This window comes from Flavobacterium sp. GCM10023249, assembly GCF_042653365.1.
In the GTDB taxonomy this organism is placed as follows: domain Bacteria; phylum Bacteroidota; class Bacteroidia; order Flavobacteriales; family Flavobacteriaceae; genus Flavobacterium.
Window position 1 is genome coordinate 1 of sequence record NZ_JBHSHZ010000015.1, and the last position, 25265, is coordinate 25265.

A 25265-nucleotide genomic window follows, 5' to 3' on the forward strand; every position below is an offset into this window, starting at 1 on the left:
AACTTTTTTAGGGTTGTAGTTTTTATTTATTCTCTTTGTGGGCACGGATTGCAAATCCGCGCTATCGGGTTTATTCTTGTTTTTTAAGAACTACATTATTGAGTATAATTTTGTCCTTACACTTTATCTTCACTTCCATATGTCGATTGCTCATATATCCACCTTGTAAAGTTTCAGCAACATCTTTGGGTTCATTACAATCTAAAATAATCAAATCAGAGTTTTTAAATTCCCATTTTCCTTCGCAACCTGATTTAGTTTCCATTGACTTAAATTTAAGTACGAACTCATTGTTATTTTTCAATGAAAGTTGGTAACTGTAATCTTTGCCTGTAGCCGTATAAATTCCAATCATGGAATCTTTGGTTACATTAGCTACTTTACAAGAGACAAATAGAATTGACACAAATATGAAACAAAATACATTCTTCATTATCTTTTATACTTTAATGTTGATATTGATTTATAGGTGAAATTATTTGGTAAACTCTGCAATGCAGGATTATTCGGATAAGCTCTTAGTATATCAGCTTTTGTTGAATTTGTATTCAATGGTGCAATTCCCGTATTTGAATCACCTCCTGGGGCATAAATCTTATTACCACTGGAATCACTTACATTCTGCAACCCGATAGCGCGGATTTGCAATCCGTGCCCGCAATCCACTTCAAAACAAATCTAACAAAACAATCTCTAAATCATTTTCCAATCCCGCATAATTCCTTGCTGAACTATAATAATAATCCTCTGGATGAACTACGATTTTATCTTTGACTGGATTGTTATGAATGTAATTTATTTTTTGTTTAATAAACCAATTCGTTTCAACGATTTCAGCATGGTAGCCATCCTGCCAAACTTTATATTGTTGTTCTCGTTTTAAATGTTTACAAGATTTTTTAAAATAATCTAACATCCATTCACGTCTGCTTTCAGGTTCATCAATAATAGTTTGAATTATTTTCTTTGCAGTGAATTTTTTAAAATCTCTCATCACGTCTGAAAGTATAAATCCATTTGTTGTTTTACAAAGTAAATGCATATGGCTCGACATAATACAATAAGCATATATTTCCAATCCTTTTTTCTGTTGACAATGCTGTAATGCCTCTATAAGAAGAGTTTTCTGATTGAGTCTAGTAAAAACATCTATCCAACCCACTACTGTTATGGTTATAAAATAGGCATCTTCAGTTGTTATGGCTTTATACTTTGTTGACATGGCGTGTATATAAAAACAAAACTACAACTTTTTTAGGGTTGTAGTTTTTATTTATTCTCTTTGTGGGCACGGATTGCAAATCCGCGCTATCGGGTTGTAAAGATTATAAAACTTTACTTTGTGCACGAGCTAGAAGCTCGCGCCAGCGTGGGATTATTTTTCACATTTCAATTCAGGTAGAGCATAATAACCAATCCCTATATTTGTTATTACTTTCCTATATTTATTTAGATTTTTTTTACAAAAATAATAATGTACTGCTTTTTGACTATCATCAATTTTGTAATCAGGCATTTTAATCCAACCACCCTCGTCACTTTGTAGTAAATTATATTTTCGATATGTCTCAATTACATCTTTAGTAAGCGGATAATCGTCATCCCACCAATAAAACAATTTGTTATTTTTTTCTACATATCTAGATGGCATTTTACCTTTACTACCGACTATGGTCTCGGATGTAACAAGAATCCTTTTATTATTTCTACCTATTCTAACAATTAAAAAATCTTTATTGTTTTCCAATTCTGTTATGCTTATTGAAAAAACATTATGTTTTTTGAATAATATCTCCCTATTTGAAAAATCTAAAATTGCATTTGCAATAGCTTCGTTTTTTCCTCCATTTTGAAGTAAATCAGTTTTAAATGAAATACAGCTATTCAATAATACTAAAAGCAACATCATCGGTATAGTTAACTTATATCTTCTCATATTCTATAATATATATTACACCAGCTGCGCAAAGTCTCCCGACTTTGAGCAATCCAATCCACCAGCGTACAGCTATAAAATTGAACTTTCCTGATCTCTTTTAACATATCCTTCTTTCATGGCGTGTAACTAATTTCTCATATGCAATAGTAATAAAAAAGCCACATCATCACTTCTGTAGCTTTAGTTTTATTTGATATTTAATTTACTCAAAGTCGGGAAATCGAAGATTCGACGTAGTCAAACTTTGCGCAGCGGGGGCTTTTGTAAAGATTATAAAACTTTACTTTGTGCACGAGCTAGAAGCTCGCGCCAGCGTGGGGATTTTTGGTTTTTATGTTGTGCGCACCAGCGAGACGCTGGTGCCAGCGCGGGGCTATCGGGTTACAATACCTACATTATCCATTACCAATTTCGTCTACATTTTTTTTATTTTCTCTGTTTTTCCTATAGAAATCTCCAAAGGCTTTGTTATTTTCTAAAATAGTATATAAACTATCTGATTTTTTAGAGTCTACCTTCACTCCATATCCATTTCTATAAATTTTCTCTAATGTAGTTTGACAAGCTATATCATTCCTTTTCGCTCCTTCTCTGAGATAATAAAGTGCGTAATTTCTATCGATTTCATGAACGTACTCAAGCTGTTTTGGATGGTATGAAGAATTATTGTTCATTGAGACAATAGCACGATATATTTGATAATATGATTTTTCATTTTTATATCTATGGTTCATTATTAATGAAATGGATAACATGTCAAAGTATTTATTTTCTTGATTAACAAAATCAATATATGTCCCATATGAATAATCATCACCATTTGTAATTGCCTGTATCCTTAAATCTTGAATGATTTCGATTCGACTTTTCTTCTCATTGTTTTGTGTTTTTGTACACGAAGCCAAAATCAAAAATGATATATATATAATCTTTCTCATAACTTATTTTGAAAATTTTCCCCACGCTGGCGCGAGCTTCTAGCTCGTGCACCTAATCAAAATCAATTGACATTAATTTCTAGAATCGTATTGTCATCATTACCCGACAGCGTGAATTTGTACTCGAACACAGCGAGTGTGCGCTAAATTGATACTTTATCTATTGAATAGATACTATTTTGTTTTATCTTCTCTTTAAATAATATTATTGAATTTACAGAGTCTTTCTTTATTAGCTTATTCCCTTTAATCCTAAATTTAAGAGTATCGTCAAATGGTCTAAAAACTTCAACTTTCTCGATAGAATCTCCCCAATCTACCTCTCTATAAATTGGTCCATCAGGAAAAAGTATGATGTGCTTTTTATTATTTTTCCAATAACCATTAGTTTGACCACTAATTCCAGTAGAAAGAGTTTTTAAAAAATATCTATTATTTTCATCTAATTTCAAAATTACATTATATGAATTGGGCTTTTTATCCAAAGAATATAATCCAACAATTTTTTTTTTTAGTGTTGCAAGATGTTAAAAAAAAGAAAACACTGAATATAAAAAATCTCATAATTATGTTCTATTAGCCGCCACACAAAGTCTCCCGACTTTGCGTTTTTTCAAATATAATAAATCACTTTTTTAAATAAAAAAGCCACAACATTACTGCTATAGCTTTTTGTTTATTATTGCTCAAAGTCGGGAGACTTTGCGCAGCGGGGCTATTGGGTTTAAAAATATTTAAAAGTTTTAATTTTTTCTAAAAATGCTACATAGTTTTCTTGCTTAATATTACAGAGAACTATCGTAACCTTCCCATCCGAATAAGATTTATTTATTCTTTCTTTTAAACTATTATATAAACTACTTTCATTATAATTTCTTTCTTCCCAATAATCCCCAAAAGTTTTATAAATCTTATTTTCAGGAAAATCATTTAAACTCCAATCAACTTCATTACCAACATTCTTATAGCCTGAATTAATATAAATCATTTGTTTAGAATCATATTCGAAATAAAACTCATTTCCAAGTATATGCCAATTCTTTATTTTTTTCGGTAAATTAATACTGAAATGATTGGAATATTTAATATCATTTCCTGCTTTTGAATAAAGTTTTGATTTGTAAAGAAATTGATTCTCTTTTTCTTTATAAATAAATTCCATTGAATCCGATTTGATATCATTCTGTGTATCTATATAGGTTTTACATGAATTCAATAAAAAAAAAGATATAAATAGTAAAGTTATTTTTTTCATTTTGCCTCGTTTATTCTATCAATAGAAGTATTTAAGTCAGAGTATTTAATTTTTACAATAGTCCCTTGGTATTGTAAAAACCAGCTGCGCAAAGTCTCCCGACTTTGCGTTTTTTCAAATATAATAAATCACTTTTTAAATAAAAAAAGCCACAACATTGCTGCTATAGCTTTTTGTTTATTATTGCTCAAAGTCGGGAGACTTTGCGCAGTGGGGATTTCTAATCTCAGTGGGCGTGAAAAACATTTCCGCTTTATAGGGCCTGTTATTCCCATTTAAAAAACTATTCACTACTCTGATCTGATAATAAAGTAAACGAAGCAAGAGAAGCATTGAATTTATTTCTATTTTTTTGGGTTACGTTAGTGTATAAAATCACATACTCCTTATAAATTCTAATTCCATAAAATCTATTCTCTTTAAATTTTTTGAATTCATCTTCTAATTTCATATTCGAAATCTTTAGCTCAAATAGTTTGGACATAAACTCTTCCTTATTCATATCAGTCAAAATCATTTCCTTGACATTACTCTGATTTTGAGTAATAAAAATTTTTTCTCTTTGACCGAATTCAAAAACCACTTCATTTGGAATACTATTTATGGTTACTGTATATTGCTTAATTTTTTTAAAAATTACAATGGTGTATGGATTTTCCTTCTCTACTTCTTTATGAACTGAAACTGAAGCCACATATTTCCTCAATCTAACAGAACCATTATTTAAATCCTCAAATTGAAATAATTTTATGTTGTTTTCAGGTATTTTTTGAGATTGACATGAAGTGATACCCAATGAAAATAGTAGCAAAAGGATAAAAAATAGATGTTTTTTCATTATTTTGGGTTTAAAAATGTCTTTTTACTCTTTATTTGGACTGATGTTAGCTAACTACCCAAAGTTTGACTCTATCGAATCTTCGATTTCCTAACTTTGAGCTATCCAATTTTCCGGGATTGAAGTAAATCCGAGCAATCCGTTCTAATTTCTATTAACCAGCCACACAAAGTCTCCCGACTTTGCGTTTTTTCAAATATAATAAATCACTTTTTTAAATAAAAAAGCCACAACATTGCTGCTATAGCTTTTTGTTTATTATTGCGCAAAGTCGGGAGACTTTGCGCAGCGGGGTATTTTATTTTGAAATACTAACAAAACAATCTTTTCATGTTGGAAGTTAACTCTCCAAAATCTCCTCTCCCCAAGTGGGTGTTACTTTACAAAACTGTAATTTTCTATATTCATGATTTGTATTTGAATAATCAAAAGTTACAAATGTTTTCTCTTCTTTATAACTACATAAATAATTGAAAAGATAAATTAAATCTCTTTTTGTGTTTTCACTAAGAGATTCAAATGAAAAAGCAATACAATCGTATTTACTTAAAACAGTCATAATGTTTAAAAATATTTTCTGCTTAACTGAAAGTTGTCGTATTGGCAAGTCTTTTTTCTCATCATAGAAATATAAATAGCTTTTAGTTAATTCATATTGCTCAGTATATTTAGACAAAACAATTGGATCGAATTTTTCAGAATCAAATGAAAACGCATTCAAAATAGGTGACATTGATTTGAAATTTGAAAAATCACAATATTCTTCTAAAATAGTTTCTATTTCAAATTCAGAAGGCACGTTTATTTTATAAATCTCATTCTTTTTAAAATTAAATTTCTTCATGTTTAATCGATTTTTGTAGAATATTCATATGTCTTTCCAGCTGGTATATTAGGCTTTTTTTACTTCAAAAAATGCTTTTTATTTTATTGATTTTTTTTCAACACAACATTATTAAGCAAAATTTTATACATACACATTATTTTCACTTCCATGTGTCGATTGCTAATATATCCACCTTGTAAAGTCTACGTAACATCTTTAGGCTCGTTACAATCTAAGATTATCAAATCTGAGTTTTTCAATTCCCCGCTGCGCAAAGTCTCCCGTCTTTGAGCTATCCAATTTTCCGGGATTGAAGTAAATCCAAGCAATCCGTTCTAATTTCTATTATCCAACAGACTTGGAATGAAGTTATTTTTTATTTTATCAAGCTGCACCTTACTTTCTTCAGTATATTTTTTCGTCTTTTCATACTGCTCCCCATGATACCTAAATTTATTATTTTCTACTAAAAGTAAGCTTTGTGTATAATCTTGAGGTAATTTTTCGTTGGTCAATTCTATACTTCGGTAAACAATTCTCTCATAACAGACATAAACATTCTCTTTCGACTTTTCCAGATAACCTTCACTCAAAATAAAACCACCTCCAGAAATTAAATTGATTGTACCGTCCTTGTTCAAACTTTGTGTTGAAGTAATTTTAATAAACTTATTGTCATAAAAATAGAAAGTAGCAAAACTTGGCGATTTCCAATTTATACTTTTGGGAATCCAAATTTCATGCAATGGAAAGTCAAAACTTCCATAACCATATACGAATAGATACAAAAACAAAACCTTATACATATCTTAAATTTATTATTCAACTGAAACATATCCTCTTATACCCATTCCGATTGCAGTGATTTGCACCCGAGTATAACAAAACGAAATAGTGTTATGAATCTTTTAATTTTACATTCACATTCTGGTATTTTCTCCACGCTGCGCAAATTCTTCCGACTTTGAGCCCCAGTCATCCAAAGCTTGACTCCATCGCAGCTTGGATTTCCTAACTTTGAGCTATAAATTACAAAGATATTCCACCAATCCCAGTAAACTCCAATAGACTCCGAACGGCTACAACGGTACACCCACGAACCAATTGTAGCACCAAAGTAACACAATCAATTCCAACTGCAACAAATAACACACAAAAAAAACAGGAACAAACCATTTACTACCAACTTCAACAACTCCAAAACCTCTTTTGAAGAAGTAGTATATATAGCGTATATATAGCGTATATATGGCGTATTTATAACGTGTACTAATGGAGTGCTCTAGTAGTTCAACTTGACCTACACTATACTTTAAGTCATCCCTCACGCTACACCCATTTCTACCCAATTACCCTCACTCTAATCAACACAACATAACACATCCCTTACCACAAACCCAAAAATAGAAGACATTCCTTCTCTTTTCCGTAACCATCTAAAAACAAAACTTCGTAACTTTAAAGCATAAACCACAAACAATATCCCAACAATGACGTTATCCATAGAAACGCCCGCTTTATTATTCTCCGCCACTTCCTTAATTCTGCTGGCATATACCAACCGTTTCCTAACCATTGCCCAAATCATCCGTAGCTTGAAAAAGAACTACAAGGAAGTACACAACAAATCCATTCTTCTGGAAATCCAAAACCTCAACAAACGACTTACTTTAATTCGTTTCATGCAGCTTATGGGAGTACTTTGCCTGTTCCTCTCCGTATTTGCCATGTTGCTTTTGTTTATCGATCTTCAAAACATCGCCATCTACTTGTTCGGAATGAGCATGCTCAGCTTGTTGATCTCATTGGCCACTTCCTTTTGGGAAATCAGCATTTCGGTAAACGCACTTCGTGTTCACCTCAGCGATTTGGAAGAATTTACCAAAAATGATTAATCAGTAAATTCACTAACCAATTAAAATGCTAAAAAATAAAACCAACCCATTAAACCTTTTGAACCCAATCGAGTCTTATTGTCAAACCAAAAAATAAAAACTATGAAAAAGTATTTTGCCTCAATGTTGGTTGTTTTCGGAACAACAGCTGCCTTTAGTCAAGACAACGATGCACCAGAATTTGCTGGAGAAAACTTCAGTCTGGAAGGTGCGGTGTCCTTATTCAAAAAAGCCAATACCTTGGAACAGTTTGAAGAAGCAATCAATAATGAAAAGAACGACGTAAACAATCTAGACCTGAATAACGATGGCGATATCGATTACATCACCGTAGAAGACATTATGGAAGACGACAAACATGTAATTGTACTAACGGCGCTTTTGGGAAATAACGACAAACAAGATATCGCTACCATAGCTATTGAAAAAACAGGAAAAGAAGAAGCACAGCTTCAAATCATTGGCGATGAAGATTTATATGCCGATAACACCATTGCTGAACCTTTCGATACAAAAGACGCTATGGATAAAGACAAGAAAGGACCTGCAATGCCCGAAGTACTTACTTCACGTGTAGTGGTAAATGTTTGGGGATGGCCCGCAGTACGTTTCATCTATGCGCCCGGTTATCGTGTTTGGACTTCATCAGTACGCTGGGCAGCCTATCCACGCTGGTGGAGACCATGGAGACCTATTCGACATACAATGTTTGTATCGCGCTGCCATGTGCACAAAACTTATATGCACCGTACTCCAACCCGAAGAGTGGTAGTACACAAAACCTACGGACCTAGAAGACATTCTTCTACTTTGGTGGTAAAAAGCAAAAGAGGCACAACAGTAGTGCACAAAGGACGAAGAGGCAATGTAAAAGCAGTCAGAGTCAGAAGACGATAAAACACAATCCGGGGTATTACTCCGGATTTTTTTATGTCCTTCCAAGCCTCAACAATCTATAACAATCCATAAACCATAAAACAATTAACAACACGACTTTAAACCTATTCCCGATTGCACAGTCTAATCTCGAAACGCACGCTATGAACAAATCAACGTTATGGTCCTTACGCTTAGGCTTCTCAAACAAGCAGGCCGCCTCTATTGATACCATCGGATTCGAAACCTTTCTTGCCAAATCCTTTGCCACTGCTTTTGACGCTTCCATTCCGGAGTTTCTCGACAATAGTCCGAAATCGCTCAAAGAACTCCGAGAAACACGACAAAAACTCAAAGAGAACAATCCTGACGAGGTAAAGAAAATGCTCAATCAGGAAATCAAAACTTCGGTAGCCATGAAAGCCTGGTGGATCAACAAGATGCAAAAGGAAGAATTTCCGTTACGCGAGAAAATGACCTGCTTCTGGCACAATCATTTCGTAGCTACTTTCCAGAAGGTGAAAGTAAATCACTGGGTGTTCCAACACAATCAGTTGCTCCGTGAAAATGCGTTCGGTAACTTTAAAGAACTGACCAAAGCCGTTGTTCGTTCCAATGCTATGGTGCGCTATCTGGATAATGTCGACAACCGTAACGGTAAAATCAACGAAAACCTGAGTAGGGAGTTACTGGAATTGTTCACTTTAGGCATTGGTAATTACTCCGAAAAAGACATTCAGAATGGCGCTAAAGCGCTGGCAGGATTAGGCATTGGTGAAAAGCATGCGGTATACCGTCCTATTTTCGAAAACAATGAAACCATTACCTATCTGGGCAAAACAGGTCATTTCAAAGCCGACGATTTAGTGGATATCATCTTCGAACAGAAAAGCGCGCCGTATTTCCTTACCCGAAAAATACTGCAATGGTTCCTATATGACACACCTTCTGAAACCTTAGTAAAAGAATACGGTGACTATTTCCGAAGCGTAAACTTCGAAATACAGCCCTTATTGCAAAAACTATTCACCGAAGAATACGCCAAAAACAATGCGGGTACCAAAATTAAAAACCCACTAGAATACAGCCTTCAGTTGCTTTCGGAACTCAATATCAATTTGCCCAATAATCAGGTGCTGTCTTTCTTCCTCAAAGAACAAGGAATGGATTTGTTCAATCAGCCCAATGTAAAAGGATGGGAAGGTGGAAAGGCATGGCTTACTTCACAAATTTACTTGCAACGTAACAATGTTGCCGATTTATTCTGCAACGGAAAGACCATCAATCGAAGAATACTCAAAGAGAGTAATTCAGAAAATGCCGCTATCCAAAAAATACCGATACAACTGCAATGGAAAGGAAAAACCAATACAGAAATTATTCATAACCTTACTAACCGACTCCTTTTTCAAGTCGACGAAAATACACAAAAGGATTTTGAAGCTGTATTGAAATACGACTTCAATCCTGAGGAAGCCAATGCAAACCAAGCCGTCATACGTTTATTCAACACCATAGTAAAAACACCCGAATTCCAGTTAATCTAAAACCAACCATCATGAACAGAAGAAGCTTTTTATCGTTAACAGGAACCTTCACCGGAGGCGCCTTACTCCTTCCCGATTTCTTATTTGCCTATGGCACACAATCCAATTTGATCGTAGGTGAACAATGTTTGGTTTTTATTCAATTGAATGGTGGAAACGACGGTCTCAATACCTTCGTTCCTATCGAAGATGAAGCCTATTTTTTCAATCGGCCTAAAATAGCGTTATCCAAAGACGAAGTAATCGGTAAAAATAAAGGCATGGCATGGCATCCCGCTTTAAAAGGATTTGCTCAAATACAGCAAAATGGGCACCTATCCGTGATTCAGAATGTAGGGTATCCCGAACCCAATCGTTCGCATTTCCGCAGCCAAGAGATATGGCAAACTGCCACCGCCTCCAATCACTATGAAAATAACGGTTGGTTAGGACGTTACTTGGACTTCCAATGCAACGAACATACCCCAACAGCAGGTATCAATCTGGATTCGATAGACAATTTAGCACTCAAAGGCGAAGAACCGAATGCTATTACTGTAAAAGATCCCAACCGCTTCAAATCAAAAGCTGAAGAACCGGAACAGGTACAACTATCCAACAATCCGCAATTGGATTTCGTAAGAAAGATTGCCAATTCGGTTACTGAAGGTTCCGAAGAAATCCAAAAAGCGCTGGCACAATCCAAACAGGACATTACTTACCCTAAAACCGGGTTGTCTAAAAACCTGGAATGGATTGCTCGTTTGATCAAAGGAAACCTCAACTCTAAAGTATACTATACTTCACTGGGCGGTTTTGATACACACGATAACCAATTGGCCATTCACAAAAACAAACTCACTGAGCTAAACGATGCGCTGTTTTCATTCTATACCGATCTAAAAACAGCCAATGTTCTAGAGAAAGTTACCATCGTGGTTTTCTCTGAATTCGGAAGAAGAGTCAAAGACAATGGAAATGGCACCGATCACGGTACAGCAGCCCCGATGTTCATTATTGGAGGTAATACCAAAGGTAAAGTCATAGGCAACAATCCCAACCTCCTGCAACTGGATCAAGGGGATTTACAATTCGAAACCGACTTCCGTAGTGTTTACGCAAGTTTACTGCAAGAAAAGCTCCAATTTGACTATCGAAAAATAGGCATTTCAAATGCTCCGTTATCCGGTCTATTTTAAAAAAAACGGTAGAAATAACGTATAACTCATAACTATGAATTATATTTGCCGGCTTTTTAAAAATGAAAAAATGACAAAGAACAGTATGTTGAAAGGAGTTTTCCTTGTAGGATTAGGTGCAACGAGTTATGGAATGTTAGCCACTTTTGTAAAGCTGGCGTATAAGGAAAATTTTACTACTGCTGAAGTCACTTCTTCACAGTTCATCCTAGGAATTTTAGGAATGTTACTTATTAACGGATTCCAGAAATTCAAAAAGAAAGACGACGTAGTCAAAGCTTCTCTTAAAAACATCACTCACTTGATGTTAGCAGGAACTTCACTAGGAATGACCAGCGTTTTTTATTATTTAGCCGTGAAATACATCCCCGTTTCAATTGGTATTGTGCTCTTAATGCAAACCGTATGGATGGGTGTGTTATTGGAATGGTTCTTAGATAAAAAAGCCCCTTCCATGCAAAAAATTGCTTCGGTTTCTATTGTATTGATCGGAACTGCTTTAGCTACCAATTTATTCAATAGCAACATCGAATTGGACTGGAGAGGAATCATGTGGGGATTATTGGCAGCCGCATCTTTTACTACTACTATGTTTACCGCTAATAGAATTGCTTTGGGTATTTCATCTGCGCAACGTAGTTTGTATATGTTGTTGGGTGGTGCTGTTATTGTCTTCGGATTTTCAATTGCGACTCAAGTAACACCCTTCAATATGGCTATTTTCACAAAATGGGGAATAGTTTTGGCATTATTTGGAACAATCATCCCTCCAATATTAATGAATGCAGGTTTCCCGTATACAGGAATCGGATTGGGAAGTATTGTTTCTTCATTGGAATTACCTGTTTCGGTAATGATGGCATTTATCATTTTAAATGAAACGGTTATCTTCTCACAATGGATTGGTATCGTTCTGATTATCCTAGCGATTATCATTATGAATATCCAGTTCAGAAAAAGGTAAAAAAAAACTCTATATCCATTTATTTTAGGTAAATTCGTAAGAAATAACTTTACTTATGAGTTTACCTTGGCATTTGTATGTAATGGCATTGCTCTATGTCGTTGCGGGAATTAACCATTTTAGGAACCCGAGAGTGTATCTCAAAATAATTCCTCCTTACTTTTCCAACCCCAACCAAATCAATTGGATGAGTGGCTTGGCTGAAATTATTTTAGGGATTTGCCTTTGCATCCCGCTACTTTCTCAATATGCTGCTTGGGGTATAATCGCTTTACTAATCGCTATCTTCCCTGCCAATCTTCACATGTACAAGAATGACAAAGCGAGTTTGGGTTTACCCAAATGGATGCGACTGCTTCGTCTTCCCTTACAACTTTTACTGATATATTGGGCTTTTCAATACACTTGAATAATCAACTAAATATACGTCTATGAAAAATGTTACAGCAGAATTTTTCGGAACCTTTTGGTTAGTTTTTTGCGGATGTGGAAGTGCTTTATTTGCAGCAGGCATACCAAATGTAGGTATTGGCTATGCAGGAGTATCACTAGCATTCGGACTTACAGTAGTAACCATGGCTTATGCCGTAGGACACATCTCTGGAGGCCATTTCAATCCGGCAGTTTCTCTCGGACTATGGGCAGGTAAAAGATTTGACGGCAAAGATTTGCTGCCATACATTCTCGCACAGTGTGTTGGTGCATTAGTAGCAGCGGGTTGTTTGTACCTCATTCTATCCGGCAAAGAAGGCTTTGCCATAGACAATTCCAAAGCCGGTGCCTTTGCTTCCAATGGATATGGCGCTTTTTCACCGGATGGTTATCCTTTACTATCCGCTTTCCTCACAGAGTTCCTACTCACCTTTTTCTTTCTACTTATCATTTTAGGAGCGACTGATCGTTTTGCTAATGGTAAATTTGCAGGACTAGCCATAGGTTTGGCACTAACACTGATCCATTTAGTGAGCATTCCAATTACGAATACATCGGTAAACCCAGCCCGCTCTTTATCTCAAGCTTTATTTGCTGGAGGAGAGCCTTTACTACAATTATGGTTGTTTTGGGTAGCACCTATAGCCGGTGCAATAGCTGCAGGTTTTATCTACAAATCAACAATGGAAACAATAGCAGAATAATCAAAATAATTACAAGCCAAGCGATGGATTACCATCGCTTTTTTTATTTTTGAACTATGAGTTTATTCCCCGATGAAAAAATAGTTTTCAACCTACCCGATGCCGAAATAGAGTATTTCCCTCTTTTTTTAGACAGATCGGTTGCCAATGATTTGTTTCAAAAAGTATTACAAGAAACACCCTGGCAGCAAGATGACATTATTGTATTTGGAAAAACACATCCTCAACCCCGACTTACATGTCTGTATGGTAATGAAGGAAAACCTTATGGATATTCCAACATTGTAATGCAACCCCATCAATGGACTCCCACTATGATGTACATCAAAGAAGAAGTGGAAAAGAATGCCCATGTCAATTTTACTACAGTACTTGCGAATTATTATCGTGACGGACAAGACAGTAACGGTTGGCATGCTGACAATGAAAAAGAATTGGGCAGAAACCCCATTATTGCCTCAGTTAGTTTTGGAACAGAGAGAACCTTCCAGCTTAAACACAATACAAAAGAGATCAAACAGAATATCGTATTACAACACGGAAGCCTACTCATTATGAAAGGAAGCACACAACATTTCTGGAAACATCAGATTCCGAAAACCAAAAAGGAAATTGGCCCAAGAATAAATCTTACCTTCCGAATTATCAAATAGTTTTTTTAGTAAATTTGGTTAAAATCAACCCAAATTATGATCAACGAAATCATCAATTATTTTGAAACCATTCCCTCTTCTCATCGAAGTGCTATATTAATAGGAGGAATCACCTTGTTTTGGATGATTGAAAGTGGCATTCCATTGTTTAAATTCAAATACCACAAATGGCAGCATGCTTTAATCAATTTTTTCTTTACCATAACAACTATACTCATTAACTTTTCTTTGGCTTTCTTGTTATACAAAAGTTCCGTTTTGGTAAGTGAGAATCAATTTGGCATTATTTATTGGCTGCACTTAGACAATCTTTGGTTACAAGCCATTATCGGTTTATTGTTTATGGATTTAATTGGAGCCTACACCGCACATCTTGTTCAACACAAAACAAAATTATTATGGCGTTTCCATCTCATCCATCATACAGATACTTGGATAGATACCACTTCCGCCAACAGGCATCACCCAGGCGAAAGCTTGATTCGTTTTACCTTTACTATTTTAGCCATAGTAATAGTTGGTGCACCTATTTGGCTTTTCTATTTATATCAATCACTTTCTGTTTTCTTGTCGCAATTCAATCATGCCAACATGAAGATGCCTAAAAATATAGACAAATGGATAAGCTATCTAATTGTTTCCCCGGATATGCACAAAATTCACCACCATTACCAACTGCCTTATACTGATAGCAACTATGGCAATATCTTTTCAATTTGGGATCGACTATTCGGTACTTTTTTGGTGATGCCACGAGAAGAATTAATCTATGGTGTAGACACTCACATGAAACCAGAAGAAAACAATAATTTAAAGAATTTATTAGTAATTCCCTTTCAAAAATATCGAAATCCAGATGTATAAAAATTTTTTTTCTTAATCAATTTTTAGTAATATTGGTATAAGTATTGCACAGATTTATTTGAATTAACATTTTATAAATGAGAAAAAGTAAAATAGCTGATTTAGACAGAGAAACATTAGAAAGACTAATCAGTGTGGCACAGGAAGAACGCAAACCCTTTGAAGTAATCAAAGAAGAATTCGGTATTACAGAAAATGATGTAACCGAATTGATGCGCAAACGCTTATCTAAAGATCAGTTTGAACTTTGGAAGAAGAAGGTCACGGCCTCCAAACCGAAACCTAAACAAGTGAATATTGATGATTTTGATGACGACTTGGATGGGAAATATTATTTGAAAAATAAATTTGATTAAATGTTAAACTCCTGCTAAAATCAGGAGTTTTTTTGTAACAAAAAGGAAAGGATAACTACATATACTCAGTTAACAACGAAAAAAATGAAAAAAACACTTATCGCAGCCTCTTTTGCCTTATTTGCAATAAGCTGTATGACGGGACAAAGCAAGTCTAAAAACAAAACAGGCGCTGAAGTTCAGGTGAGTATTGATTTAAATAAAATCAATGATGACAAATTAATGGTAACTGTAATGCCTACCAAAGTAAGCGAAGATGTAATTACCTTTAATATTCCAAAAACTGTTCCGGGAACTTATTCTACAGACAATTACGGAAAATACATTGAAAATTTAAAAGCTTTCGATGCCAAAGGAAAAACTTTAGAAGCGGCAAAAATTGATGATAATACTTGGCGTATCAAAGGTGCAAAAAAACTAAGCAAAGTAACCTATTGGGTTAACGATACCTACGACCAAGAAGTTCAAGGTGGTTTAGGCGGAAAAGATGTATTCTCTCCTGCAGGAACCAACATCGATCCCAACTGTTTTATGATTAATACGCACGGATTTGTGGGCTATTTCTCCGACAAAAAAGAAGTTCCTTATACCTTAACAATTGCTCATCCTGAAACCTTATACGGAGCAACCGCATTGGTAGATACCGATGCAAGTGCTACTTCAGATACATTCAAATCATCTCGATATGCTGAATTAGTGGATCATCCAATCATGTATACAAAACCTGATTACACTACGTTCAAAGTAGAAGATATGGACATTATTATCAGTGTATATTCTCCAACCGGAAAATTCAAAGCAGCCGACATCACTCCAAACATGGAGAAAATGATGAAAGCCCAAAAGAAATTCCTTGGCCCAATTAATAACACTAAAAAATATGCTGTCCTAATTTATTTGTCTGACGTTTCTAAAAAAGATGCAAAAGGATTTGGCGCACTAGAACACACTACTTCAACTACTGTTGTAATGCCAGAAGTAATGCAAGCCGATCAAATGGACGAGCAATTAAAAGATATTGTATCGCACGAATTCTTCCACATTGTTACACCTCTGGGTATTCATGCTAACGAAATTCACTATTTTGATTTCAATGCACCAAAAATGTCAAAACACTTATGGATGTATGAAGGGGTAACTGAATATTTTGCCAACTTGTTTCAAGTAAACCAAGGGTTAATCACTGAAGAGGAATTCTTCGAAAGAATGTCAGACAAAATCCGTCAGGCTTCAACTATGAATGACACCATGCCGTTTACTCAAATGAGTGCGAACGTATTAGAACAACCTTACAAAGACCAATACCTTAATGTATACCAAAAAGGAGCACTAATAGGTATGTGTATTGATATGATTATTCGTGAAGAAAGCAATGGTCAAAGAGGTATTTTGGATTTAATGCAAAAATTAAATAACGAATACGGAATCAAAAAACCTTTTAAAGACGAAGAGTTATTCGATAAAATTGTTGCTTTAACCTATCCTAAAGTAGGTGAGTTTTTCAAAACCTATGTCGAAGGTCCAACACCAATTCCTTACGATCAATTTTTCAGCAGAATGGGTGTAACAGCTGCAAAAACCAAAGTAGCAGGAAATCCATTCTACAAACAACAGGCACCTTTTATTACGGTAAATCCACAAACAAAAGAAATCGTTGTTATTCCTGGAATTGAACTACCTGAGTTCTATCCAGCATTAGGAATTAAACCCGGAGATATAATAACCAGCGTTAATGGTAAAAACTACAATCTTGACAATATCTACGATATGATTATGGAAAGTCAAGGCTGGAAAGAAGACGATGCTATCGCTGTTAAAATCAAACGTGATGGAAAAGAACAGGAATTAAAAGGAAAAGTAAAATTACCATTTGAAGAAGTGGAAGGTTACAAATCTACAGACGATTCCAAAAAAACTATACGCGAAGCATGGTTAAAAGGCTAATTTAAACAATAACAGCTTTTAAAATCAAAAATATAAATCCTCAGTTTAAACATTAAATTGAGGATTTTTTTATTATTTTGCGGCAAATTTCAAAAAGCTATGTATAAATTATTTATTGCAGTATTATCATTGACTGTATTGATTTCTTGCGGCGAGAAAAAAGCAGAAGGAAACCTTGAAATCACAGGAAATATTAAAGGACTAAAAAAAGGAAAATTATATATCCAAAAAGTTGAAGACACCACTTTGATTGCTTTAGACACCATCATTCTAAATGGTAGTTCTGCCTTTAAAAGCCACATCAATCTTGAATCTCCTGAAATGCTATATCTTTTCGTAGACCGTGGTGTAACCAATTCAATCGATAACAACTTACTTTTCTTTGCTGAACCAGGAAAAATAAATATCGATACAGATTTGGACTTCTTTTTGGCAGATGCTAAAATCACCGGTTCAAAAAACCATGAGTTGTATGACAAATACAAGGATATCATTTCTAAGTTCAATGATCAACAGCTCGTACTTTTAAAAGAACAGCTAATGGGATTGAAAGGCAATAAAAACTATTCTGAAGAAGCAAACCAAAAGAAACAAGAAGCATTATTAAAGAAACGTTATTTATATGCCGGTAACTTTGCATTAACCAATGCGGATAAAGAAATCGCACCCTATATTGCTCTAACCGACATTTATGACATGCAACCTAAATTTCTGGACAGAATACACAAAGCAATGACTCCAGAGGTTGCTAAATCAAAATACGGTAAAAAATTCACTGAGTATTTAAAGGAAATTAAAAAGACACCTCCTGCAAAAGAAATTGAATAATTTTAATACAAATACATCTCATATAAAAACCCCATTCAGTATACCGAATGGGGTTTTTTATTTCGCTAAAAAAATAAATCATCTCTAAACAAGACAATTTCAAAAATTACTTATGGGCAATATTGTGTTCCGCTTACCCATAGTGTACAAACACGTACACCATTTGCGTTGTAATCCCACTCACAACATCTTCTGATAGGTGCTGCTCCAACAATAGCTTTTTGTTCTGCCTTGCTCAGTTCTTCTGCGCCAGACAAATTTGAAAGATTTTTAATCATGTTTTTTTTAGTTTTTTAATTAATTATTACGGTAGTAAAACTAAGTGAAACATAATTAAAATTTGTAAGGTTTTTCCTCAAAAAATCTTAAATTTCAAGTTAAAAAAAACCCGTCCTACTTAAGACGGGTTTTCTTTTTAATTTTTTGAAGGAATATTGGCTAAGATTTCCAACAAGAACTTCCAGAATTTCTGTGAAGATTTAATCGAAGCCCTTTCATCAGGGCTGTGCGCACCATGGATAGTAGGCCCAAAAGAAATCATATCCATTCCAGGGTAATTGGTACCCAGTATACCACACTCCAATCCGGCGTGACATGCAACTACTTTAGGCTTTTCATTATTTTGTTTTTCATAGATAGTAACTAAAGTATCTAATATCTCCGATTGTACGTTAGGAGTCCAACCAGGATAAGAACCTGAAAAAGTCACTTCACATCCAAACAATTCATAAGCGGAACGCAATGCATTGGCCAAATCAAATTTTGAAGATTCTACAGAAGAACGTGTCAAGTTTTGGATTGATATTTCGCCTTCTTTAACCACTACTCTTGCAATATTATTAGAAGTTTCAACTAAATCCTCCATATCAGCACTCATTCGGTACACACCGTTATGCGCAGCGTATATTGCACGTAATAAACCTTCCTGCACTCCCAAATCCATCACTTTGGCAGGAGTTGCTTTTGATTTTTCAATCAGGATTTCCAGTTTTGGTTCTGTCGTTTTGAATTCTGCTTTAATATCATTGATTACTTCTTGCATATCAAACACAAACGCCTCATCGTACATTCCAGCAATAATTACTTTTGCAACACTTTCTCTTGGAATTGCATTACGCAAACTACCTCCGGAAATTTCGGCAATCTGTAGTCCAAAATTCTCAAAACCGTCGAACAATAGACGATTCATTATTTTATTGGCATTACCCAATCCTTTATGAATATCCATTCCGGAGTGTCCTCCATTCAACCCTTTTACAGTAATTGTATAACCTACAGATCCTTCAGGGGTTTCTTCTTCATTATAACCGCGTACGGCAGTTACATCAACTCCACCTGCACATCCTATATCAATTTCATCATCTTCTTCTGTATCTAAATTCAAAAGAATTTCCCCTTTTAAAATTCCACCTTTCAGATTCAAAGCACCAGTCATACCTGTTTCTTCATCAATGGTAAACAACGCATCAATGGCTGGATGTGGAATATCTTTACTTTCTAAAATGGCCATAATAGCTGCAACACCTAAACCGTTATCGGCACCAAGCGTAGTTCCTTTGGCACGAACCCAGTCACCATCTACATACATATCAATACCTTGTTTATCAAAATCAAACACTGTATCATTATTTTTTTGGTGTACCATATCCAAATGTCCTTGCATTACGATGGTTTTTCTGTTTTCCATACCCGGGGTTGCCGGTTTACGAATGATTACATTTCTAATTTCGTCCTCAAAAGTCTCTAAACCCAGACTATTTCCGAAATTTTTCATGAATTCAATTACACGTTCTTCTTTCTTTGACGGACGTGGCACTTCGTTTAAATCGGCAAACTTGTTCCAAAGCGCTTTTGGCTCCAAATTTCTTATTTCCTGACTCATTTTTAGTTCGTTTAATTATGCTCCATTAGCCAATTGGCTAGGATGTAAGTTACAAAGTGTCAAAGTTACAAAGTTTAAACACTTTTTCTATACTTGATAATGTTTATATTTACCCTTTAAACCGTTTTTTTGTGAGCCGAAAATACCTTTTACCGCTATTCTTTGTTGTTCAATTCATCCTATTGAAAATCCTTTCCAATTTCCCTGAATTCGTTGAAAGCAATTACAGTAACGGTTTATATCCTACTATTTCTGGATTCTTGAGAACTCTTCTAGGTTGGGTTCCCTTTTCTGTGGGAGATATTTTATATGCAATACTGATTGTATGGATTATTTTTTGGCTGAAGAAAAATTGGAAAACAACTACACTCAAAGAAAGGTCAATAGCAGCATTAAACCTTCTATCAATAGTGTATTTTTTCTTCCATTTTTTATGGGCTTTGAATTACTACCGATTGCCACTTTCAGAAAAAATGAGCCTAAAAAAGGAATATACACATGAACAACTGGTGAATTTTACCAAAAAACTAATCGCTAAAACCAACGAAATCCAGTTTCAAATTACCCAAGACACGGCCAAAAAAGTGATTGTCCCATTTTCTCAAAGAGAAATTTTCGAAAAATCACTCAATGGATATCAAAAACTAAATAAACAGTATTCGCTTTTCAATTATAGGCTACCCAGCCAAAAAGAATCTCTCCTAAGTTATCCATTAACCTACATGGGTTTTGGAGGCTATTTGAATCCCTTTACCAATGAAGCACAAGTAAATAATAAAATTCCCGCATATAACATCCCTGCGACAACTTGCCACGAAATGGCACATCAATTAGGATACGGTAGTGAAAGCGAATGTAATTTTATTGGTTTTTTATCTTCAACACAAAACGACGATTTATATTTTAAATATTCGGGTTATACTTATGCTTTACGCTATTGTTTATCGAATATTGGCATGAAAGATGAGCGAACCTTCAAAGAATTACTGTCTACCCTTCATCCGGGCATTTTAAAAAACTTCAAGGAAAGTGAAGAACACCGAAAAAAATACAAAACCATCATAGACGACTTTTTTGAAGTCATCTATGATAATTTTCTAAAGATGAACCAGCAAAAAGACGGCATGGAAAGCTACAGTAAATTCGTTGATTTACTGGTTAATTATTACGATAAAAAAACGTTATAATCCAACTTCGTTTTTTATTTCTTCATTTCGGTAACTATCACCGTAAATGCAGCATCCCCGATATTCGTTGTTTTATGCTTAACCGCTGGTAAAGAAACAGCATCCCCTGCTTTTAATTCGACAGTAACCGGTTCTTTCCCCTTTTCTTCTGCCTTCATTTTTAAATCGGTTATTGCATAAACCGCATGCAATTTATGCGAGTGCCAATCGGCCACAGCCCCAGGTGCAAAGGTTACCTGTGTTACAATCAATTTATCGCTCTCTGTTAATACTTTGGCGGTTACACCTGGCCACGGTTCTTTTTGTTCTTGTGCATTTGCTACACTGACAAATACTACAAACACAAAAGTCAACAGTATTGTCTTTACTAATTTTTTCATATTCACTCCAATTGAATTTACGCCTACTCTATGTGTTTTCGGCTTCCCTTTTTAAACAGATGGGTAGTGTTTAAGGAAATACATAGCCTTGCAGAAAAGTCTATTAAAGTTACGAAAAAATAAGCCTATATAAGTTTATAAAAGCAATAAGAAATACAGGCATGAGCCAAAATTACATTAGTTCATAAATTCTATTGATTGTACGGTTTTAGTTCGTACAAATTTAGATTTCATCGGAAGTAAAAGTGGTAAAACTTTTCTTTTTATAAGGTCGAATAATTAAGCGCCCTTCTCGGTCAAAGCGAATATAATTGTATACCCAATTCAAGAAAACCACGGCTTTATTCTTGAACCCAATTAAAGAAAACAAATGCACAAACATCCAAACAAACCACGCAAAAACACCGTTGAAGTGGTATTTTGGCAAATCGACCACAGCTTTATTACGTCCAATAGTTGCCATTGAGCCTTTATCATTATACTCAAAGCGTTTCATGGGTTGATTTTGAAAATGTTTGATGATATTCTCACCTAGTAAGTTCCCCATTTGCAATGCAGGTTGTGCCATCATAGGATGACCTTGTGGAAATAATTCTGATTCCATGCAAGCAATATCTCCAATGGCAAAGATATTATCATAACCTTTCACCTGATTGAATTCGTTCACGCGAATACGTTCTACTTTCTGAATCAAAGCATCAGAACTTAATCCGTGTACTGCAGCACCTTGCACACCGGCTGTCCAAATTACAGTAGCGGTTTCAAAACTTAAATCGGAATTGGTCGTTACCGTTCTACCGTCATAATTCGTCACCCGAACATTCTTCCAGATTTTAACGCCTAAATTCTCTAGAAAAGCTTCTGAGGCGCTTGAAGATTCTTCACTCATGGTGTTAAGAATGCGATCACCACTTTGAATCAAATTGATTTGCATTTTCTGAATGTCCAAATCTGGATAATCTTTTTGCAATATGGCTTTCTTCATTTCAGCCAAGGCACCGGCAAGTTCAACACCTGTCGGTCCGCCACCCACCAAAACAAAATTCATCAAAGCATTTCTATCAACAGTATCTTTAGTTAGAACAGCTTGTTCAAAATTTTCAAGAATCAAACTGCGGATATTCAATGATTGCGGAATGGTTTTCATTGACATCGAATTTCGTTCGATTTCTTTATTTCCGAAATAATTCGTTTTTGACCCAGTGGCAATAACCAGATAATCGTAATGCAAATCCCCTATTTCAGAAATAATTTTTTGGTTTGCCGTATCGATTTCTTTTACCGTAGTTAGCCTGAAATAAAAATCACGACATCCCTGAATTACTTTTCGGATCGGATATGCAATCGATCCCGCTTCCAAACCTCCCGTTGCCACCTGATACAATAAAGGCTGGAAAGTATGGTAATTGTGTTTGTCCAACAATACCACTTGAACATTTTTGTTTTTAAGCTTTTTAGCTAAGGCGATTCCTGCAAATCCACCACCGATGATCACAATTCGTTTTTTATCCGACTGAGGTATATTCATTATTCAGAATTTCAATATTCCAAAGATACAAAGTTTGTTTCGAAATCGAATGTTCTAAAATAGCCCTGATAGAGCCGATATCCTGACAATGCCAATCAGGCATGGGCAGATAAAGGCGAAAGCAGGACGAGACTTCCTAAAAAAGAGATTTCTGTGCTCCTAAAAATTTTGATTATTTTGTAACATAATAAAGCTGTTACCTACTAATAGAATATGAGTAATGCACTAGAGCAGTCGTTTGTATCGCAACTAAAAGAAAATCAGAACATTGTTCACAAGATTTGTCGGCTATATACTCAAAATGAAGACGAGCATAACGATTTATTTCAGGAAATCACCATCCAATTATGGAAAGCTTTTCCAAAATTTAGAGGAGAAAGTAAATTTTCTACGTGGGCTTACCGAGTTGCCCTTAATACTGCAATCACTTTATACAGAAAGAACACCAAATCTGTAAACACAATTGAATTTGAGACAGGCAGGCATTTTGTATTGCAGGAAGAGTACAATTACGAAGAAGAAGAACATATTAAATTGTTATACAAAGCGGTTCAACAGCTTAATGATATTGAGAAAGCGTTAGTTTTTATGTACTTGGAAGACAAAGACTATGTAGAGATTGCAGAAACCCTTGGAATTAGCGAAGTTAACGCTCGTGTGAAGATGAATCGTATCAAAACAAAATTAAAACAAATTATTAATCCGTAACGATTAAGACAGATAATGGAAGAATTGGATTTATTAAAAAAAGTCTGGAATCAGAAAGAAAATTTTCCGAAAGTCACGGAAGAAAAAATTTATGCGATGCTGCATAAAAATTCTTCTTCGACTATAAAATGGATATTTTTGATCAGTATTATAGAATTTTTATTTGGTATTATAATTAACATTGGTATGCAATTTACCAAAAGTCATGACGAAACCTTGGCGTTATTAAAAGGAGCCGGTGTGTACACGTTTTACCAAATTGGATCAGCCATAATATGGATTGTTGCCGTTTATTTTATCTATAAATTTTATTTGGCCTATCGACAAGTTTCTACTACGGATAGTGTAAAAAAATTAATGGAGACCATTATCAGTGCCCGCAAAACTGTTAGCAATTATATAATTTTCAATTTATCTGCCGGAGCTATATTTCTGATCACCATCTATTCTTTTGTAATGAAGCAAACACTAGATGTCATGTCATTGGAACAGCACAAAGAACTCACAACAAGTTTTTATCTTGGAGCTACATTTGCCTTAATTATTGTCACAACCGTTTTTATCGGATTGTTTTGGCTGTTTTATCGTTTGATTTACGGATTCCTTCTTCAACGACTAAAAAAGAATTACACTGAATTAGAAAAAATAGACTATTAAATAAAAAAGCCTGCAAAAGCAGGCTTTTTTATTTAATCTATATTCCATCGACGTAAGCGATCCAATTCTTCTTGCTCTTGTATTTCTTCTACCGAAAGTACTTTCAAAAAAGAAGGATGTTGTTCAATAGCATACTCAATTTTTTCTACAATTTCTTCGATTGATTCGTTTTCGTAATCAATTTGCAAAGGTTCTTTTATTGTAAATGATTGAAGAATACCTTTTTTCTTAGGACGCAATCCTTTCTTATCAAAAGAACGTCGGAAACCATCAATTACAATTGGAACCACTATGGGTTTATGATTTTTAATGATATGTGCCGTTCCTTTACGTACTGGTTTAAAAGACTTGGTAGTTCCTTGCGGAAAAGTAATCACCCAACCGTCTTCCAAAGCAATACCAATATTTTCAGTATCGTTAACATTCACTTCTTTTTGCTCGTGTTTTGCCAAATCTTTCCCATCGGAACGCCATGTACGCTCTACGGTAATTGCTCCAACATACGCTAGAATTCTAGGCAATAATCCCGCTCGCATAGTTTCTTTAGCGGCTACGTAATAAATATTCAATTTCGGTTTCCATAAATAACCCACATTTTTGATATTATCTTCTCGTCCCTTCAAACTTGCGTTGAATACGTGAAACATAGCAACAACATCAGCAAAATAGGTTTGATGGTTTGAGATAAACAAAACATTATTATCTGGCAAAGCTCTGATAATTTCAGATCCGTCAACTTGAAGGGAATTAAACCCACGATATCTTCGATGTGTTAGCGTACCGAAAACTAAAATCAACCATCTTTTAATGAAAAGTATATGTCCGAAAGGATTTCTTTTAAACAATCCCATAGTATGTTTTTTTAAGGGTGCGAATTTATAAAAAA

The 25265-nt window shown here is 34.9% G+C and carries 30 protein-coding genes; 15 read left to right on the forward strand and 15 right to left on the reverse strand.

The window, feature by feature from the left end:
- Window positions 1–70: 70 nt before the first annotated feature.
- The 10 genes from ACFO7M_RS12920 to ACFO7M_RS12965 form a co-directional block, all read right to left on the reverse strand.
- Window positions 71–433 carry a hypothetical protein gene (locus tag ACFO7M_RS12920; protein WP_379736066.1) on the reverse strand — a complete coding sequence of 121 codons (363 nt, stop codon included), beginning with the start codon at window positions 431–433 and terminating at the stop codon, window positions 71–73.
- Complete coding sequence (locus ACFO7M_RS12925; RefSeq protein WP_379736068.1) at window positions 433–666, reverse strand: hypothetical protein; 234 nt, start codon at window positions 664–666, stop codon at window positions 433–435. The genes ACFO7M_RS12920 and ACFO7M_RS12925 overlap by 1 nt, the downstream gene beginning before the upstream one ends.
- Before the next feature lies 1 nt (window position 667).
- Complete coding sequence (locus ACFO7M_RS12930) at window positions 668–1222, reverse strand: REP-associated tyrosine transposase (RefSeq protein ID WP_379736070.1); 555 nt, start codon at window positions 1220–1222, stop codon at window positions 668–670.
- A gap of 153 nt (window positions 1223–1375) precedes the next feature.
- Window positions 1376–1936 (reverse strand): hypothetical protein, encoded by a 561-nt coding sequence (locus ACFO7M_RS12935; RefSeq protein WP_379736072.1) that lies wholly within the window; start codon window positions 1934–1936, stop codon window positions 1376–1378.
- Between the two features lie 398 nt (window positions 1937–2334).
- A complete protein-coding gene (locus ACFO7M_RS12940) occupies window positions 2335–2877 on the reverse strand; it encodes a hypothetical protein (protein WP_379736074.1) in 543 nt (180 codons plus the stop codon).
- 143 nt (window positions 2878–3020) lie between these two features.
- Complete coding sequence (locus ACFO7M_RS12945; protein WP_379736076.1) at window positions 3021–3329, reverse strand: hypothetical protein; 309 nt, start codon at window positions 3327–3329, stop codon at window positions 3021–3023.
- 272 nt (window positions 3330–3601) lie between these two features.
- Entirely contained in the window at window positions 3602–4039 is a 438-nt protein-coding gene (locus tag ACFO7M_RS12950; RefSeq protein ID WP_379736078.1) for a hypothetical protein, read from the reverse strand.
- A gap of 376 nt (window positions 4040–4415) precedes the next feature.
- Complete coding sequence (locus ACFO7M_RS12955; RefSeq protein ID WP_379736080.1) at window positions 4416–4970, reverse strand: hypothetical protein; 555 nt, start codon at window positions 4968–4970, stop codon at window positions 4416–4418.
- A 340-nt stretch (window positions 4971–5310) separates the two neighbouring features.
- The gene (locus tag ACFO7M_RS12960; RefSeq protein WP_379736082.1) at window positions 5311–5814 is read right to left on the reverse strand and encodes a hypothetical protein; all 504 of its coding nucleotides are present in this window, start codon (window positions 5812–5814) and stop codon (window positions 5311–5313) included.
- A gap of 317 nt (window positions 5815–6131) precedes the next feature.
- Window positions 6132–6602, reverse strand: coding sequence for a hypothetical protein (locus tag ACFO7M_RS12965; RefSeq protein WP_379736084.1), 471 nt, complete (start codon window positions 6600–6602; stop codon window positions 6132–6134).
- A 684-nt stretch (window positions 6603–7286) separates the two neighbouring features.
- Here ACFO7M_RS12965 and ACFO7M_RS12970 point away from each other — a divergent pair.
- The 12 genes from ACFO7M_RS12970 (at window position 7287) to ACFO7M_RS13025 (ending at window position 18037) form a co-directional block, all read left to right on the forward strand.
- Window positions 7287–7691, forward strand: coding sequence for a DUF2721 domain-containing protein (locus tag ACFO7M_RS12970; RefSeq protein WP_379736086.1), 405 nt, complete (start codon window positions 7287–7289; stop codon window positions 7689–7691).
- Window positions 7692–7793: 102 nt separating this feature from the next.
- The gene (locus ACFO7M_RS12975; protein ID WP_379736088.1) at window positions 7794–8588 is read left to right on the forward strand and encodes a hypothetical protein; all 795 of its coding nucleotides are present in this window, start codon (window positions 7794–7796) and stop codon (window positions 8586–8588) included.
- A gap of 143 nt (window positions 8589–8731) precedes the next feature.
- Complete coding sequence (locus tag ACFO7M_RS12980) at window positions 8732–10114, forward strand: DUF1800 domain-containing protein (RefSeq protein ID WP_379736090.1); 1383 nt, start codon at window positions 8732–8734, stop codon at window positions 10112–10114.
- 11 nt (window positions 10115–10125) lie between these two features.
- A complete protein-coding gene (locus tag ACFO7M_RS12985) occupies window positions 10126–11292 on the forward strand; it encodes a DUF1501 domain-containing protein (protein WP_379736092.1) in 1167 nt (388 codons plus the stop codon).
- 70 nt (window positions 11293–11362) lie between these two features.
- Window positions 11363–12256: an EamA family transporter gene (locus ACFO7M_RS12990; protein WP_379736094.1), complete on the forward strand. Its 894-nt coding sequence runs from the start codon at window positions 11363–11365 to the stop codon at window positions 12254–12256.
- Window positions 12257–12311: 55 nt separating this feature from the next.
- Window positions 12312–12665, forward strand: coding sequence for a MauE/DoxX family redox-associated membrane protein (locus tag ACFO7M_RS12995; protein ID WP_379715559.1), 354 nt, complete (start codon window positions 12312–12314; stop codon window positions 12663–12665).
- Window positions 12666–12687: 22 nt separating this feature from the next.
- Window positions 12688–13392, forward strand: a complete 705-nt coding sequence (aqpZ, locus tag ACFO7M_RS13000) for an aquaporin Z (protein WP_379736096.1) — start codon at window positions 12688–12690, stop codon at window positions 13390–13392.
- 56 nt (window positions 13393–13448) lie between these two features.
- The gene (locus ACFO7M_RS13005) at window positions 13449–14045 is read left to right on the forward strand and encodes an alpha-ketoglutarate-dependent dioxygenase AlkB family protein (protein WP_379736098.1); all 597 of its coding nucleotides are present in this window, start codon (window positions 13449–13451) and stop codon (window positions 14043–14045) included.
- A 39-nt stretch (window positions 14046–14084) separates the two neighbouring features.
- The gene (locus ACFO7M_RS13010) at window positions 14085–14909 is read left to right on the forward strand and encodes a sterol desaturase family protein (RefSeq protein ID WP_379718971.1); all 825 of its coding nucleotides are present in this window, start codon (window positions 14085–14087) and stop codon (window positions 14907–14909) included.
- 77 nt (window positions 14910–14986) lie between these two features.
- Window positions 14987–15265 (forward strand): TIGR03643 family protein, encoded by a 279-nt coding sequence (locus tag ACFO7M_RS13015; RefSeq protein ID WP_379715569.1) that lies wholly within the window; start codon window positions 14987–14989, stop codon window positions 15263–15265.
- Between the two features lie 84 nt (window positions 15266–15349).
- The gene (locus ACFO7M_RS13020) at window positions 15350–17209 is read left to right on the forward strand and encodes a peptidase M61 (RefSeq protein WP_379736100.1); all 1860 of its coding nucleotides are present in this window, start codon (window positions 15350–15352) and stop codon (window positions 17207–17209) included.
- 99 nt (window positions 17210–17308) lie between these two features.
- Complete coding sequence (locus ACFO7M_RS13025) at window positions 17309–18037, forward strand: DUF4369 domain-containing protein (protein ID WP_379715575.1); 729 nt, start codon at window positions 17309–17311, stop codon at window positions 18035–18037.
- Between the two features lie 110 nt (window positions 18038–18147).
- Here ACFO7M_RS13025 and ACFO7M_RS13030 read toward each other — a convergent pair whose 3' ends face one another.
- Both ACFO7M_RS13030 and ACFO7M_RS13035 read right to left on the reverse strand, forming a co-directional pair.
- Window positions 18148–18294 (reverse strand): hypothetical protein, encoded by a 147-nt coding sequence (locus ACFO7M_RS13030; protein ID WP_379715578.1) that lies wholly within the window; start codon window positions 18292–18294, stop codon window positions 18148–18150.
- Window positions 18295–18452: 158 nt separating this feature from the next.
- A complete protein-coding gene (locus ACFO7M_RS13035) occupies window positions 18453–19919 on the reverse strand; it encodes an aminoacyl-histidine dipeptidase (protein ID WP_379715581.1) in 1467 nt (488 codons plus the stop codon).
- Window positions 19920–20050: 131 nt separating this feature from the next.
- Between ACFO7M_RS13035 and ACFO7M_RS13040 the strand changes: the two genes are divergently transcribed.
- A complete protein-coding gene (locus ACFO7M_RS13040; protein ID WP_379736102.1) occupies window positions 20051–21106 on the forward strand; it encodes a DUF3810 domain-containing protein in 1056 nt (351 codons plus the stop codon).
- Between the two features lie 14 nt (window positions 21107–21120).
- On the opposite strand, the gene ACFO7M_RS13045 is transcribed toward ACFO7M_RS13040, so the two are convergent.
- Window positions 21121–21486 (reverse strand): cupin domain-containing protein, encoded by a 366-nt coding sequence (locus tag ACFO7M_RS13045; RefSeq protein ID WP_379715587.1) that lies wholly within the window; start codon window positions 21484–21486, stop codon window positions 21121–21123.
- A gap of 223 nt (window positions 21487–21709) precedes the next feature.
- Entirely contained in the window at window positions 21710–23014 is a 1305-nt protein-coding gene (locus ACFO7M_RS13050) for an NAD(P)/FAD-dependent oxidoreductase (protein WP_379736104.1), read from the reverse strand.
- A gap of 213 nt (window positions 23015–23227) precedes the next feature.
- Between ACFO7M_RS13050 and ACFO7M_RS13055 the strand changes: the two genes are divergently transcribed.
- Both ACFO7M_RS13055 and ACFO7M_RS13060 read left to right on the forward strand, forming a co-directional pair.
- A complete protein-coding gene (locus tag ACFO7M_RS13055) occupies window positions 23228–23722 on the forward strand; it encodes an RNA polymerase sigma factor (RefSeq protein ID WP_379715593.1) in 495 nt (164 codons plus the stop codon).
- A 15-nt stretch (window positions 23723–23737) separates the two neighbouring features.
- Window positions 23738–24379, forward strand: coding sequence for a hypothetical protein (locus tag ACFO7M_RS13060; RefSeq protein WP_379715596.1), 642 nt, complete (start codon window positions 23738–23740; stop codon window positions 24377–24379).
- Between the two features lie 32 nt (window positions 24380–24411).
- Here the strand turns inward: ACFO7M_RS13060 and ACFO7M_RS13065 are convergent, their stop codons facing one another.
- On the reverse strand, window positions 24412–25230 hold the full coding sequence (locus ACFO7M_RS13065; RefSeq protein WP_379715599.1) for a lysophospholipid acyltransferase family protein: 819 nt from the start codon (window positions 25228–25230) through the stop codon (window positions 24412–24414).
- Window positions 25231–25265 lie beyond the last annotated feature (35 nt).

Coding starts and splice junctions, on each gene's coding strand:
- ACFO7M_RS13020 (WP_379736100.1), top strand. CDS start 15,350: ATGAAAAAAACACTTATCGCAGCCTCTTTTGCCTTATTTGCAATAAGC.
- ACFO7M_RS12960 (WP_379736082.1), bottom strand. CDS start 5,814: ATGAAGAAATTTAATTTTAAAAAGAATGAGATTTATAAAATAAACGTG.
- ACFO7M_RS12920 (WP_379736066.1), bottom strand. CDS start 433: ATGAAGAATGTATTTTGTTTCATATTTGTGTCAATTCTATTTGTCTCT.
- ACFO7M_RS12950 (WP_379736078.1), bottom strand. CDS start 4,039: ATGGAATTTATTTATAAAGAAAAAGAGAATCAATTTCTTTACAAATCA.
- aqpZ (WP_379736096.1), top strand. CDS start 12,688: ATGAAAAATGTTACAGCAGAATTTTTCGGAACCTTTTGGTTAGTTTTT.
- ACFO7M_RS13025 (WP_379715575.1), top strand. CDS start 17,309: ATGTATAAATTATTTATTGCAGTATTATCATTGACTGTATTGATTTCT.
- ACFO7M_RS12935 (WP_379736072.1), bottom strand. CDS start 1,936: ATGAGAAGATATAAGTTAACTATACCGATGATGTTGCTTTTAGTATTA.
- ACFO7M_RS12930 (WP_379736070.1), bottom strand. CDS start 1,222: ATGTCAACAAAGTATAAAGCCATAACAACTGAAGATGCCTATTTTATA.
- ACFO7M_RS12990 (WP_379736094.1), top strand. CDS start 11,363: ATGACAAAGAACAGTATGTTGAAAGGAGTTTTCCTTGTAGGATTAGGT.
- ACFO7M_RS13055 (WP_379715593.1), top strand. CDS start 23,228: ATGAGTAATGCACTAGAGCAGTCGTTTGTATCGCAACTAAAAGAAAAT.
- ACFO7M_RS13005 (WP_379736098.1), top strand. CDS start 13,449: ATGAGTTTATTCCCCGATGAAAAAATAGTTTTCAACCTACCCGATGCC.
- ACFO7M_RS13060 (WP_379715596.1), top strand. CDS start 23,738: ATGGAAGAATTGGATTTATTAAAAAAAGTCTGGAATCAGAAAGAAAAT.
- ACFO7M_RS12955 (WP_379736080.1), bottom strand. CDS start 4,970: ATGAAAAAACATCTATTTTTTATCCTTTTGCTACTATTTTCATTGGGT.
- ACFO7M_RS13065 (WP_379715599.1), bottom strand. CDS start 25,230: ATGGGATTGTTTAAAAGAAATCCTTTCGGACATATACTTTTCATTAAA.
- ACFO7M_RS12995 (WP_379715559.1), top strand. CDS start 12,312: ATGAGTTTACCTTGGCATTTGTATGTAATGGCATTGCTCTATGTCGTT.
- ACFO7M_RS13045 (WP_379715587.1), bottom strand. CDS start 21,486: ATGAAAAAATTAGTAAAGACAATACTGTTGACTTTTGTGTTTGTAGTA.
- ACFO7M_RS12970 (WP_379736086.1), top strand. CDS start 7,287: ATGACGTTATCCATAGAAACGCCCGCTTTATTATTCTCCGCCACTTCC.
- ACFO7M_RS12940 (WP_379736074.1), bottom strand. CDS start 2,877: ATGAGAAAGATTATATATATATCATTTTTGATTTTGGCTTCGTGTACA.
- ACFO7M_RS12980 (WP_379736090.1), top strand. CDS start 8,732: ATGAACAAATCAACGTTATGGTCCTTACGCTTAGGCTTCTCAAACAAG.
- ACFO7M_RS13050 (WP_379736104.1), bottom strand. CDS start 23,014: ATGAATATACCTCAGTCGGATAAAAAACGAATTGTGATCATCGGTGGT.
- ACFO7M_RS12985 (WP_379736092.1), top strand. CDS start 10,126: ATGAACAGAAGAAGCTTTTTATCGTTAACAGGAACCTTCACCGGAGGC.
- ACFO7M_RS12975 (WP_379736088.1), top strand. CDS start 7,794: ATGAAAAAGTATTTTGCCTCAATGTTGGTTGTTTTCGGAACAACAGCT.
- ACFO7M_RS12965 (WP_379736084.1), bottom strand. CDS start 6,602: ATGTATAAGGTTTTGTTTTTGTATCTATTCGTATATGGTTATGGAAGT.
- ACFO7M_RS13015 (WP_379715569.1), top strand. CDS start 14,987: ATGAGAAAAAGTAAAATAGCTGATTTAGACAGAGAAACATTAGAAAGA.
- ACFO7M_RS13035 (WP_379715581.1), bottom strand. CDS start 19,919: ATGAGTCAGGAAATAAGAAATTTGGAGCCAAAAGCGCTTTGGAACAAG.